Raw genomic sequence first — 12929 nt, forward strand, 5'->3', positions numbered from 1 at the left:
ACACCGTCCCTCCCAACCCCGACGGGGTCGACACCCACCGGGTCGACACCCACCGAATCGACACCTGAGTCCTGGCGGTCTGCCTGCCGTGGCTGAGGCGCGGCGTCTGTTGCGCCGTCGCTCGAGGACTCCGTGCCCCCCGCCTTGCTGCTCCCCGCCTCGCTGCTCGCCGCTTCGCTGCTCGCCGCCTCGGTTCCCCCCGACTCGCGGCGACCGGCCCCAGAGGCTCCGTCCACTTCTGGAACGGAAGGCGCGCCGTCGGGCGACTCGTCCGTCTGGCCGACGTTTCCTTCGGCCGTTTCACGTGAAACGGCCTCTGCGACATCGACCCACCCCAAGCGTCGGTGGTCGGCCGTCGGTTCGGGCGTACTGGCTGGCCAGCCGAGGTTGCTCACGGGGTCGTTACCTCCAGGACTGTGACGGCCGCCGTCCTTCCGGAACAGGCTCCGCCAGCGGGGTGGTCTCTTGTCGATCATCGGGCACGCCGGCCCTCATCGCGAGGCGACGAGCCGGACCGCGTGCCACCCCGCCCTCGATCCGCCCGGCGGCGCGCCGACCCGGCGCTGCTCGGGGCCTGCGTGCGGAACCGACGACGGTCGATGGATTCGCCGATGGTCACACGCAGGACGATAGTCGGGTCCGCGACGATCCCCTCGCCAATGACCTCGATCCCTGCGTCGACGACGCCGAGTCGCTCCAGCGCGGCCGAGTGCTCAGCAAGCTCGCTCGCGGCCCGGCTGCCCTTGAGAGCCAGCAGGGAGCCATGTGGGGTGAGCAGCGGTAGGGTCCAGTGAGCCAGCTGGAGAATGCCGGAGACAGCGCGGGCCGTGACCCAGGGAGCCGACAACCGATCCCAGAGTGTCTCGGCCCGGGCCGTGTGAACCACGACGTTGTCGAGCTCGAGGTGCGCGGCGGCACCGGAGAGCCAACCGGTCCGCCGGGCAAGCGGCTCGACAAGGTGCACCTCCAGGTCCGGGCGCGCGATCGCGAGCGCCAGCCCGGGAAGCCCCGCTCCGGAGCCGATGTCGATCACCCGCTGGCCCTGTTCGGCCACCGGGATGAGGCCATGGACCAGCCCACAGTTGAGCACGTGACGCTCCCAGAGGCGGGGTGCCTCGCGCGGCCCGATGAGGCCATGGCTGATTCCGGTGTCAGCGAGCAGGCGCACGAACTCCTCGGCGAGCACGGTGCGCTCTCCGAAGACGGCCACAGCGGCCCGAGGTGTGGGTGGTACCTCTGGGGGCAGGTGCGCTCCGGAGTCGGACATGACCACCCTCCCGCTCTCGAGTATGTGCTGCCGTCACCTCAACGAAGCACCGCGGTGCACCCGCGTTTCACGTGAAACAACGTCCTCGTCAGCCCGGAAGAATGATGATGTGCCGGTTCGGGTCGACGCCCTCCGACTCCGAGACGAGTCCGGCCGCAGCGACGACGTCGTGCACGACCTTCCGCTCGAAGGCGCTCATCGGCTCCAGCGCCTTGCGCTCGCCCGATGCCTGGACTTCCGCAATGGCCGCCTGAGCCAGTGAGACAAGTGCAGCACGTCGCTCGGCGCGGTACCCGGCAACGTCCAGCATGAGCCGGCTCCGCTCGCCGGTCTCGACCTGGACTGCAAGGCGCGTCAGCTCCTGAAGAGCCTCGAGGACCTTCCCGTCCTCACCCACGAGTCGGCGGGGGACCCGACCCTCCTCGGAGTCGACGATGGCGACGGCCGCACGGTCGCCGTCCACGTCGACATCGAGGTCGCCGTCGAGGTCAGCGATGTCCAGCAGCGTCTCGAGGAAGTCGGCGGCCACTTCGCCTTCACGCTCGAGCTGCTTCAGCCGAGCCGCTCGGCCTCCATTCGCAGCCCGGGCCGCCCCCGCCTCCGCGTCCGCGTCCGCCCGGTCCGTCCCGGCCTCGTCCGGCGCGGGCGTGCTCGCGCCCGCCTCGGAGTCGCGGTCCACGTCTGTCACCGGCTCTGCGCCCATGTCCGTGGCCGGCTCCGATGCCGAGTCGTCGGCGGACGGCGTGGTCACAGCTGCCGACCGGTCCGCAGTCGGGGCGTCGACGTCGTCCTGCATCACCGCCGAGGGCACCGCATCCGTCACCTCATCGGTCACCGCCTCATCGCCCGCAGCCGCTGCGGCCGCGTTGATCTCTGGGGTCGTGTCGCTCATGGGGAAGTTGCTCCTTTATTCACAAAGTTCCCACAACCTGTGGATAACCCGAGATCCTGCGGTTGCGTCTGTCAGTTCGGTGGACCGCCTGGGACTTCGGGCGCCCCCGTCGGCGCACGCCAGGCGTCCTGGACCGGCTCGTCGGTCTGGTCGCGGGCGCTAGCCACGATCCTTCGCGGACGACGGCTTCTTGGACTTCTGCTGCTTCTTGCCCGGCTGGGACGGTCCGCCGGCGCCGCTCGCGCCGCCGCTCTTCGCGCCTGCCGGCTTCGACCCCCCGGCCGAACGCTGACCGCCTGACCCCTTGGCCCGCTTCTTCCCCTTGGGCTGCTGGCGCTGCCCCGACTTGGGGGCCTCGGTCTCCGCCTCGTTGGCCTCGACCTCGAGGCCGGGGACCGTGACGTGCTTGGTGGTGCGGCCCTTGCGGCGGTCGCGTTCCTCCATCTTCTGGTAGGCGAGCGAGCCCGGGGCGGGCATGTTGCGGATGACGTAGAACTGCTGGCCCATCGTCCAGAGGTTCGTCGTGGTCCAGTAGATGAGCACGCCGATGGGGAAGTTGATGCCGGAGATCGCGAAGAAGATCGGCATGAGGTAGAGCAGGACCTTCTGCTGCTTCGCGAAGGGGTTGTCGAGCGCAGCCGCCGGCATGTTCTTGCGCATCAGCTGGTGCTGCGTCGTGAAGGTCGTCGCGGACATCAGGACGATGAGCACGGCCGCGAGGACCTTCGTGCTCAGCCCTTCCGTCGTGAGGAAGGCGTCGGAGAGCCGGGCGCCGAAGATCGTCGAGCCCTCGATCGCGCGCGCGACATCGTTCGTGATGGGCCCGATCCCCTCGGCCTTGCCCTCCGCTTGGGCTCGCAGATTGTTGAGCAGCTGGAAGAGGGCGAAGAAGAAGGGCGACTGGAGCAGGATCGGCAGGCACGAGCTGAACGGGTTGGTCCCGGTGCGCCGGTAGAGATCCATGATCTCCGCCTGCTGCGCCTTCTGGCTCTCGGGGTCCCGCTTGCCCTTGTACTTCTTCTGGATCTTCTGCATCTCGGGCTGGATGAGCTGCATCTTGCGCGACGAGTGGATCTGCCGCACGAAGAGCGGGATGAGCAGGATCCGGACGACGACGGTGAGGCCGACGATGGAGAACGCCCAGGCCCAGCCAGCCAGATCGCCGCTGAGCCCGACCTTGTCGAAGACCCAGTGGAAGGCCCACATGACCCAGGCCTCACCCAGCTTGATCGGGTAGAGCAGGGCGTTGAAGAAGTCGATCAACGTGTGTCCTCTGTTGTCGGGCGGCGGGTCGCGCTACCGCTCAGCACTGATCGGCACATCATGCCGGATGGTCAAGTCGAGTCGTGCGGCCAGGGGCGGGGCCCGGGTCGTCACGGTTGCCGTGCCCGTCCGCGCCGCCAACACCGGCAGCTTCTCCGGCGCCGTCAGGGTCACTCGGCGGCCGGTAGTCCTCTGGCTTCCAGGAGTTGCGCTCGGCCCAGGTCAGCGGGACGGGGTCGACCCCACCCGGGGTCCAGGGGTGGCAGCGGCCAAGTCGCCGGATCGCCAGCCAGCCGCCCTTGAGCGGGCCGAACCGCTCGAGCGACTCCACCGCATAGGCAGAGCAGCTCGGGTGGAAGCGGCAGGTCTGGGGTCGCAGTGGAGACACGAGACGCTGGTAGAGCCGAACCATCCACACGAAGGGCAGAGCGAGCGCCCGGCCCAGCGAACCGGCCGTCCCCGATCCCCGACCCACGGTCACGTCGACGCCTTGGCAAGTGAGCGGCATACGCGATCCAATTGCGCCGCAAGGGAATCCGCGAGCTCATGGTGCGTTGCTTCGGCGGCGGCGGGGTTGGCGCGGACGACGACATCAACCCCGAGGGGTATGCCGCTGAGCTGGGTCGCGACGATCGCGCGCAGGCGCCGTCTGGTGCGGTTGCGGGTCACGGCGTTACCGACAGCCCTGGAGACGACAAAACCGACGCGGGGCGGGAGGCCCGCACGCGCATCGGTCCGGTTGGCATGCACGACGAGGAGTCGTCCGCCTGCTCTGCTGGCGCCTGGTCCACGAACTGCCGACGTGAAGTCCGCCCGCTCGCGCAGACGGTGACGTGCCGGCAGCACGCCGGGTCCTCAGGCGGAGAGCTCGGCGCGGCCCTTGCGACGACGGGCAGTGATGATGGCGCGGCCGGCGCGCGTGCGCATGCGCAGGCGGAAACCGTGCGTCTTGGCGCGGCGGCGGTTGTTCGGCTGAAAGGTGCGCTTGCTCACGAGGTTCTCCGTTGCTTGCGGGCCGGTCGTCGAGGGACGAGTCGATCCCGAGTCCAATCGAGTGGTTCAACTGCAGGGTGCAACTGCGCTGCGACCGCAATCGGCAAGCCCATGGACCGACGCCACCGCGGACGGTCCGACCTCGAGACCATGTCGAGAGCCGCACCACGGTGGAGGCGCGCCACGGGCATGCGAAAGAGGTCGCGGACACGCTCGGTCAACGATACGGGAGCGCGGGAAGGGGGGTCAAACCGGTGTGGGCCGCTGGCCCCCTCCGGCAAATCTCCCATCGTCGACAGTTCGCGTCGGAATGCAACTCGACACGCCGAAGGGCACGGGTTTCTACGCCGTTCAGGTTGTCAGCCGGACCCCGAGTTGTTAGGTTTTCGAGTCTCACGATGCTCGCTTCGGTGCCCCCTCCGCCATGATGCACAGGGTGTGGACAATCGTGTGGACAACGTCGGCACCCAAGGTCGACGGGATGACAGGGTGAGCGCCACCGGCCAGCAATCCAGCGCGTCGGGGATGGAGTGGCACCGGGACACAGCAGTCAGGGACGGGTGGAGCAGTGGCGGGCGCAGACGTTGACTATGGCCAGATCTGGCATCGCACTCTCGCCTCGCTGGGCACCGCCGGCGTGACCGCGCAGGAGCGAGCCTTCGTCCGGCTCTGTCGGCTCGTGGGCGTGCTCGACGAGACAGCGCTCGTCAAGGTGCCCAACACCTTCACGAAGGACTTCCTCGAGACCCGCCTCAAGGGGCAGGTCGTGGCGGCCCTGTCGGAGCACCTCGGCCACCCGGCCCACCTCGCCGTCAGCGTCGACGAGACGCTCGACCAGGACGACCTCGGCCTCATCACCGACGAGCCCACCGGCCAGCCGGCCCTGTCCGAGACCGGTCGCGTCGCCCACGCCTTCGGGGTCGGCGACCCGGGAGTGGCCCGCCCTGTATCGGGCAGCTCCCCCGCCACGTCCCCGGTCTCGCCGACTCAGCCGAGCAGCGACCCGCTCAAGGACCTCGAGGCGAGTGCTCCTGACCTGCTTGCCGCCGACTTCGACGCCGCGGTTCCGGTCACCTTCTCCCCTTCGGTGAGCCCCAACGGCTCCGGCCCGCACTCCGACGGGCGCCACGCGGGCCACCCCCCGGGCGGCGAGAGCGGTCCGTTGCGCCAGCAGCGCCCCGAGCCGGCCCAGGCGAGCGACACGCGCCTCAACCCCAAGTACACCTTCGACACCTTCGTCATCGGCGCGAGCAACCGCTTCGCCCATGCCGCCGCGGTCGCCGTCGCGGAGGCGCCGGCCAAGGCCTACAACCCGCTCTTCGTCTATGGCGAGTCCGGACTCGGCAAGACGCACCTGCTCCATGCGATCGGGCACTACGCCCGCACCATGTTCCCCAACGTGCGGGTGCGCTACGTGAACTCCGAGGAGTTCACCAACGACTTCATCAACAGCATCCGGGACGACAAGGCGAGCGCCTTCCAGTCGCGCTACCGCAGCGTCGACGTCCTGCTCATCGACGACATCCAGTTCCTCCAGGGCAAGCTGCAGACGCAGGAGGAGTTCTTCCACACCTTCAACACGCTCCACAACGCGAACAAGCAGATCGTCATCACCTCGGACCTGCCTCCCAAGGAGCTGTCCGGCTTCGAGGACCGGATGCGGACCCGATTCGAGTCCGGCCTGCTCACCGACGTCCAGCCGCCCGACCTCGAGACGCGGATCGCGATCCTGCGCAAGAAGGCGATCCAGGAGCGGATGTCCGTGCCTGACGACGTGCTCGAGTACATCGCGAGCAACTTCAGCACCAACATCCGCGAGCTCGAGGGCGCGCTCATCCGGGTCACCGCGTTCAGCAACCTCAACCGGCAGGCGATCGACCTGCCGCTCGCCGAGGTCGTCCTCAAGGACGTGCTGCCCAACGAGACGCCCAACCAGGTCACGGCCGCGACGATCATGGCCGTCACGTCCGCGTACTACGCCGTGACGATCGAGGACCTCTGCGGCTCCTCGCGGTCGCGGCAGCTCGTCACCGCACGCCAGATCGCGATGTACCTGTGCCGGGAGATGACCGATCTGTCGCTGCCCAAGATCGGCCAGCACTTCGGCGGCCGCGACCACACGACGGTGATGCATGCCGACCGCAAGATCCGCGAGCTGATGAGTGAGCGGCGGGCCATCTACAACCAGGTCACCGAGCTGACCAACCGCATCCGCCAGCAGTCGACCTGACCCTTCGCGTCCCGCCCCAACCGGCAGGAGGACGTATGCCGCTCAGCCCAGGAGGCCGGCCACGGTGGCCTTGAGAGCGACCTCCCACGCGGTCGGTTGCAGCCCGAAGGTCTCTTCAGCGAGCGAGGAGTCGAGGACGAAGGGGCGCTCGAACTGGTGCCGGGTCTCGCGCAGCTCCCGCATGAGTGGCACGACCGCTCCCAGCGCCGTGCCGAGGGGGCGCGGCAGGACGCGCACCGGTCGCGCGGTCTGGCCGGTGAGTCGCGCGACGTCGGCGGCCACCTCCCGGATCGTCTTCGCCGCGCTGCTCGGCACGTGCCACACCCGACCCCAGGACCGGTCGTCCGTCGCGAGCGTCGCCGCCAGGGCACCGATGTCGTCGAGGTAGGTCCACGTGTGCGGCGCATCGGCGCGACCCAACGGGAGGAAGGGGCCCTTCCCCGTGGCCGCCCGCTTGATGACGAACTCGTTGAGGATGCTCGTCCCTGACTGGGCCTCGGGCCCGAAGTAGTCGCTCGCTCGCAGCTCCGTCGCCCGGATCCGTCCCTGGTCGTGCAGGGCCACTGCGTCACGCCACATCGCGGCGCGCAGCCGGCCCTTGTGCCCGTTCGGTCGCAGCTCGAGGTCCTCGCGCATCGGGGCCTCGACGAGGCCGTAGGCGTAGAGGTTGCTCACCGTGACCAGCCCGGCGCCGCTGCGCTCCGTCGCGACGAGAACCGCCTTCGCCACGGGCGGCCAGTCGGTGTCCCACGTCGTGTACTTCGGCGGGTTGATCGCGTTGACGATGCTGCTGGCTCCGGTGGCGAGCTCGGTCAGCCGAGCCGCGTCGGCCGCGTCGGCGGCCTGGCGAGTGACCCCCGGAAGGGCCTCGCCGCGCCCGGACCGCGAGACGAGTGTGACGCTGTGTCCCCTCGAGGCGAGGTGGGCTGCGGTGGTGCGTCCGATACCGCCGGCACCGAGGACGAGGTGGTGGGCCATGGGGCTCTCCTGAGGTCGTGGAGGATTTGTGAGCGCTGCTCTCCTTTCAGTGTGCCAACTCCCTCGACGAAAAACAAGAGCAGTGCTCACATTCCCAGGACTTCTGTGCGAAGGTAACGCCATGGGAGTCCGCGAGCAGCGTCGCCTGGCCACCGAGGCCGAGATCCTCAGAGTCGCCCGGGCGCACCTCACCCGTTACGGCGCGGCCGCCCTCAGCCTTCGGGCGATCGCCCGCGAGCTCGGCATGGTCTCCTCGGGGATCTACCGCTACGTCGACAGCCGTGAGGAGCTGCTCACCAGGCTCATCATCAGGGCCTACACCTCCCTCGCGGAGGCCGTGACCAGGGCTCACGACGCCGTCGACCCGGCCGACCTCGACGCCCGCTGGGACGCCATCGGCAACGCCCTGCACGCGTGGGCACTGGCCAACCCCCAGGACTTCGCCCTCGTCTACGGCTCGCCGGTCCCTGACTACACGGCTCCGGCCGAGCGGACCACCGGCCCTGGCACGGCAGTCCTGGCCTTGCTGACCAGGCTGCTCGACGAGGCCTGCCGAGCAGGTCGGGTCCCCCGCTCGGAGGGCGACGAGCACGGCGCGCTCGAGGCGGCGGGGGCCTTCCTCGACGACGACGAGTTCTTCGCGGGGACCTCGCTCGACGCCGAAGCGCTCGCCCGAGGTCTGTCGGCCTGGACGCTGCTGCTCGGAGCGGTCACGAGCGACGTCTTCCACCAGCTCGGTCCGGTGCCGGACACCCGCGCGCTCTTCGCGTGGCACCTGGCCCGCGCGCGTGAGCTGTGCCTGACGCCCGCTTCCTCGATCGAGTCCCGGTGAGATCCGACGACCGACCCGAGCCACCGACGACGACGTTCACCGGAGCCGAGTGCCCGTGCGTCCCCAAGGGGTGGACAACGGCGCCGGGCCGCGCATCCACACGGACGTCCACAGCTGAGTGCACAGGTGACAGCAGCGGAGGAGGGCGGGTCTGCGCACGCACCCGGGGTTTGTCCACTGCCTGTGGATAACTCTGTGGAGACACGTCATCCACAGCACCGTCCACACTGTGGTGTGGACAAACCGTGACAAGTGCGGCGGCCGATGGCTTTGTCCACAACCTGCTGTGGACGGATGTGGAAACTGGGGCTGTTGTTGCGGAAAAGAGCCCCTGGGTCTGTGACCCTCCTGTGGACGCCCGATCCGTCTTCCACAGGGCATGGAGGTGAGGCTGCGATCCGCCCACAGCTCAGCCACAGGCCCACGTAGGCTGCGAACTGGGCGGATGCCGGTTGTCCACAGTGTCCACAGCACCTACGACTATGACGAGACCCCCAATGAGAGAGATCCGCCCCGAGTACACCGGTGAGAACGACCCCGAGCGAGAGAGGCTCCGGAGGGCACGGAGTGGCACTGGGGGCCACCAGAGGCACCACGCGGTGGGGACCGGACACGATGGAGGCCGTTGACCTCCGTGACGTCGGGGCTGTGGTGCAGAATCGCCTGCACGGGCTAGTGTCTGAGGCCCCAATGTCCATCGTCGCGAAGTGAGTCCGTCGTGAAGTTCCGGGTTGAGCGAGACGTCCTGGCCGAGGCAGTGACCTGGGTGGCCCGGGGGCTTCCCGCCCGTCCGCCCGTGCCCGTGCTGGCCGGGGTCCTCGTCGAGGCCGCCGAGGACGGGAGCCTGACACTCTCTGCCTTCGACTACGAGGTCTCGGCACGCATCACCGTCCCGGCCGACGTCGCCGAGGCGGGGCAGGTGCTCGTCCTGGGCCGCCTGCTCGCCGACATCTCTCGCAACCTTCCGGCCAAGCCCGTCGACGTCAGCACCGACGGGACCAAGGTCAACGTCACGTGCGGCTCGTCGCGGTTCAGCCTGCGCGAGATGCCCGTCACGGACTACCCGACCCTGCCCAACCCCCCGGAGTCGAGCGGCACCATCGCCGGTGACGTGTTCACCCAGGCGGTCGCCCAGGTCTCCGTCGCGGCCGACCGTGGCGACACCCTGCCCATCCTCACCGGGGTGCGCATGGAGATCGAGGGCGACAAGGTCACCCTCCTTGCCACGGACCGCTACCGCCTCGCCATGCGCGAGCTGAACTGGACTCCTGCCGTGCCCGACGCCAGCCACGTCGCGCTCATCCCGGCTCGCCAGCTGTCCGAGACGGCCAAGTCCCTCGGTGCATCCGGCTCGGTCACGCTTGCCTTCAGCGGCGGTGGAGAAGGGCTCATCGGCTTCGAGGCCGGCCAGCGCCAGGCGACGACGCGGCTCCTCGACGGCGAGTACCCCAAGGTGACCTCGATCTTCCCCAGCTCGGTCGACACCGAGGCAGTCATCGAGACTGCCGCCCTCGAGGAGGCCGTCAAGCGGGTCGCCCTCGTGGCTGAGCGCAACACGCCGGTCCTGCTCAAGTTCAGCGAGGGGCAGGTGGCGATCGAGGCCGGCACCGGCGACGACGCCCAGGCGAGTGAGGCCGTCGAGGCCACCCTCCACGGCCCGGAGATCCAGATCGCGTTCAACCCGCAGTACCTCCTGGACGGGCTGCACGCGGTCGGACAGCCATGGAGCAGGCTCGCCTTCACCCAGCCGAGCCGTCCCGCCGTCCTCACCGGCCAGGCGGAGGCCGACAGCGACGCCGACCAGTCCTACCGCTACGTCCTCATGCCGGTTCGCTTCGCCAGCTGACCCGCACGGTCGCCGACCCCGCAGTGGAGCCGGCCGGAGGGGATCCGGACGTCCTGCGGCAGCCAGCACAGCGGCATACGACAGTGGGTATGGCCAGGACGGAGGGTAGGGGAATCGGCAGCACACAGGACGATGTGAGCCCACTAACCTCAGAGCCAGGCACCCCACGGAAGGCATCCGACATGCAGCTCGGTCTCATCGGTCTCGGCAAGATGGGTGGCAACATGCGCGAGCGGTTGCGCCGCGCCGGCCACGAGGTCGTCGGCTACGACCGCAACCCCGACGTGTCGGACGCACCCTCGCTCGAGGCCATGGTCGAGGCCCTGGCCGCGCCACGGGTCGTGTGGGTGATGGTCCCGTCCGGTGATCCCACCCGGGACACCGTCGCCCGCCTCGCCGAGCTGCTCGCGCCCGACGACCTCGTCATCGACGGAGGCAACTCCCGGTTCACCGACGACTTCGAGAACGCCAAGCTGCTCGGCGAGCGGCGGATCGGCTATGTCGACTGCGGCGTCTCGGGGGGCATCTGGGGGCTGGAGAACGGCTACGGCCTCATGTGCGGCGGCGACGCGAGGTGGGTCGAGCGCGCCATGCCGATCTTCGACGCCCTTCGTCCCGAGGGGCCCCGCGAGGAGGGCTTCGTGCACGCCGGTGAGGTCGGTGCCGGCCACTACACGAAGATGGTCCACAACGGCATCGAGTACGGCCTCATGCACGCCTACGCGGAGGGCTACGAGCTGCTCGAGGCCAAGGACATCGTCAAGGACGTCCCGGGAGCCTTCCGCGCGTGGAGCCGCGGCACGGTCGTGCGGTCCTGGCTGCTCGACCTCATGGTCGACGCGCTCACCGAGAACCCGCACCTCGACGACGTCTCCGACTACACCAACGACTCCGGTGAGGGCCGGTGGACGGTCGAGGAGGCGATCGCCCTGGGCGTGCCGATGCCGGTCATCTCGGCCTCCCTCTTCGCCCGGTTCGCATCACGACAGAAGTCCTCGCCGGCCATGCAGGCCGTCGCGGCCCTGCGGGGCCAGTTCGGCGGCCACCAGGTCATGACGATCGCCGAGGGCCAGGAGCTGCGGGAGGGCAAGGTCCCGGGAGCGCCGGCCAAGCAGGCTGACGTCGAGCACGAGGAGCGGTCCTTCGAGGCGAAGGGTGAGGCGAGCGAGCGCGCCTACGAGCGCGCGTCCGAGGCCAACGTCCAGACCGCCGAGGAGGCCGTCGAGTCGGGCGCCCCGCCTGCCACCGAGGGGACGGACGCCGCTGACACTGCGCTCGGCACCGAGCGCTCGAAGCACGCTGACTGAGCGGCGAGTGCACGTCCGACACCTGACCCTCAAGGACTTCCGCAGCTATCCGGATGCCGACGTCGCGCTGTCGCCCGGGATCACGACACTGATCGGGCTCAACGGGCAGGGCAAGACGAATCTCGTCGAGGCGATCGGCTACCTCGCCACCCTCGGCTCCCACCGGGTTGCGACCGACCAGCCCCTCGTCCGCTTCGGGGCGAGCCAGGCCATCATCCGTGGCGCCGTCGTGCGCGACGGCCGCGAGACGATGGTCGAGCTCGAGATCACGCCCGGCCGCTCCAACCGGGCGAGACTCGGCCGGGCGCCGGTCGCGCGACCACGAGACGTGCTCGGAACCCTGCGCACGGTGCTCTTCGCCCCCGAGGACCTCGCCCTGGTCAAAGGTGACCCCTCAGAGCGCCGACGCTTCCTCGACGACCTGCTCGTGCAGCGGCAGCCCCGATGGGCCGGCGTCCGGTCCGACTACGACAAGGTTCTCAAGCAGCGCAACGCCCTGCTCAAGTCGGCGGCACCAGTGCTGCGCAGGAGGGGTCGGGCTGGTCGTGAGGGACGAGGCGGCCCGGGTGCTGGACCCGTGCGCCCGGGCGACCCACCGCTCGACGAGGCTCGCGAGACCGCCCTGCACACCCTCGATGTCTGGAACGAGCACCTCGCCACCGTCGGCTCGCAGCTGCTCTATGCCCGGCTGCGCCTACTCCGGGACCTGCTGCCCGACGTGGGCGAGAGCTACGACGCGGTGTCAGCCAGCCAGGCACGGGCTACTGCGCGATACAAGAGCTCGCTCCACGAGGAGTTCGCCGAGCGGATAGCGGCCGGTGAGGTCCCCGAGATCGCCGAGCTGCGCCAGGCGCTGCTCGACAGCCTCGCCGCCGTGCGGGGCGCGGAGATCGAGCGTGGCATCAGCCTCGTGGGGCCGCACCGAGACGACATCGTGCTCACCCTGGGCGACCTGCCGGCCAAGGGCTACGCCAGCCACGGCGAGTCCTGGAGCTTCGCGCTCGGACTCAAGCTCGCGGCCTACCGCCTCCTGGCCCGGGACCTCGGTGACGACCCCGTCCTCGTGCTCGACGACGTCTTCGCGGAGCTCGACTCCGGTCGTCGCGAGCGACTCGCCGAGCTCATCGACGGGTGCGAGCAGGTGCTCATCACCGCCGCCGTCGGAGACGACGTGCCTCAGCGCCTTCGCGACCAGGGCCACACCTACGAGGTCGAGCTCGGTCGGGTCCGTCACGAGGCGGAGGATCACGAGGCGGAGGATGATGAAGGGGATGTCTGACGATCCCGCCGCTCCCGACCCGGTGGCTCCCGACCCGGTGGC

13 protein-coding genes are annotated in these 12929 nt (G+C 69.5%); 5 read left to right on the forward strand and 8 right to left on the reverse strand.

Features of this window, described 5'->3' with window-relative positions; all coding sequences use genetic code 11:
- The 7 genes from LOY02_RS00945 to rpmH form a co-directional block, all read right to left on the reverse strand.
- Positions 1-395, reverse strand: a 395-nt coding sequence (locus LOY02_RS00945) for a hypothetical protein (protein WP_410505896.1), incomplete at its 3' end; no start/stop codon positions are given.
- A gap of 77 nt (positions 396-472) precedes the next feature.
- The gene (rsmG, locus tag LOY02_RS00950) at positions 473-1267 is read right to left on the reverse strand and encodes a 16S rRNA (guanine(527)-N(7))-methyltransferase RsmG (RefSeq protein WP_317180436.1); all 795 of its coding nucleotides are present in this window, start codon (positions 1265-1267) and stop codon (positions 473-475) included.
- 88 nt (positions 1268-1355) lie between these two features.
- Entirely contained in the window at positions 1356-1970 is a 615-nt protein-coding gene (locus LOY02_RS00955) for a protein jag (RefSeq protein ID WP_410505899.1), read from the reverse strand.
- Positions 1971-2318: 348 nt separating this feature from the next.
- Positions 2319-3422, reverse strand: a complete 1104-nt coding sequence (gene yidC, locus LOY02_RS00960) for a membrane protein insertase YidC (RefSeq protein WP_317180437.1) — start codon at positions 3420-3422, stop codon at positions 2319-2321.
- Between the two features lie 58 nt (positions 3423-3480).
- Complete coding sequence (gene yidD / locus LOY02_RS00965; RefSeq protein WP_317180438.1) at positions 3481-3903, reverse strand: membrane protein insertion efficiency factor YidD; 423 nt, start codon at positions 3901-3903, stop codon at positions 3481-3483.
- Positions 3900-4268 (reverse strand): ribonuclease P protein component, encoded by a 369-nt coding sequence (rnpA, locus tag LOY02_RS00970; RefSeq protein WP_317180439.1) that lies wholly within the window; start codon positions 4266-4268, stop codon positions 3900-3902. The genes yidD and rnpA overlap by 4 nt, the downstream gene beginning before the upstream one ends.
- Before the next feature lie 9 nt (positions 4269-4277).
- The gene (rpmH, locus tag LOY02_RS00975; protein WP_317180440.1) at positions 4278-4415 is read right to left on the reverse strand and encodes a 50S ribosomal protein L34; all 138 of its coding nucleotides are present in this window, start codon (positions 4413-4415) and stop codon (positions 4278-4280) included.
- Between the two features lie 568 nt (positions 4416-4983).
- Between rpmH and dnaA the strand changes: the two genes are divergently transcribed.
- A complete protein-coding gene (dnaA, locus tag LOY02_RS00980) occupies positions 4984-6645 on the forward strand; it encodes a chromosomal replication initiator protein DnaA (RefSeq protein ID WP_317180441.1) in 1662 nt (553 codons plus the stop codon).
- 42 nt (positions 6646-6687) lie between these two features.
- Here dnaA and LOY02_RS00985 read toward each other — a convergent pair whose 3' ends face one another.
- On the reverse strand, positions 6688-7623 hold the full coding sequence (locus LOY02_RS00985; RefSeq protein WP_317180442.1) for an NAD-dependent epimerase/dehydratase family protein: 936 nt from the start codon (positions 7621-7623) through the stop codon (positions 6688-6690).
- 121 nt (positions 7624-7744) lie between these two features.
- Between LOY02_RS00985 and LOY02_RS00990 the strand changes: the two genes are divergently transcribed.
- From LOY02_RS00990 to LOY02_RS01005, 4 genes are all read left to right on the forward strand, one after another.
- The gene (locus LOY02_RS00990) at positions 7745-8455 is read left to right on the forward strand and encodes a TetR/AcrR family transcriptional regulator (protein WP_317180443.1); all 711 of its coding nucleotides are present in this window, start codon (positions 7745-7747) and stop codon (positions 8453-8455) included.
- A 718-nt stretch (positions 8456-9173) separates the two neighbouring features.
- Positions 9174-10301 (forward strand): DNA polymerase III subunit beta, encoded by a 1128-nt coding sequence (gene dnaN / locus LOY02_RS00995; protein ID WP_317180444.1) that lies wholly within the window; start codon positions 9174-9176, stop codon positions 10299-10301.
- Positions 10302-10483: 182 nt separating this feature from the next.
- A complete protein-coding gene (gene gnd / locus LOY02_RS01000) occupies positions 10484-11608 on the forward strand; it encodes a phosphogluconate dehydrogenase (NAD(+)-dependent, decarboxylating) (RefSeq protein WP_410505897.1) in 1125 nt (374 codons plus the stop codon).
- Positions 11609-11615: 7 nt separating this feature from the next.
- Positions 11616-12887 carry a DNA replication/repair protein RecF gene (locus tag LOY02_RS01005; RefSeq protein ID WP_317180446.1) on the forward strand — a complete coding sequence of 424 codons (1272 nt, stop codon included), beginning with the start codon at positions 11616-11618 and terminating at the stop codon, positions 12885-12887.
- Positions 12888-12929: the final 42 nt, after the last annotated feature.

Origin of the sequence: Intrasporangium sp., assembly GCF_032907665.1 — a bacterium.
GTDB lineage: Bacteria > Actinomycetota > Actinomycetes > Actinomycetales > Dermatophilaceae > Intrasporangium.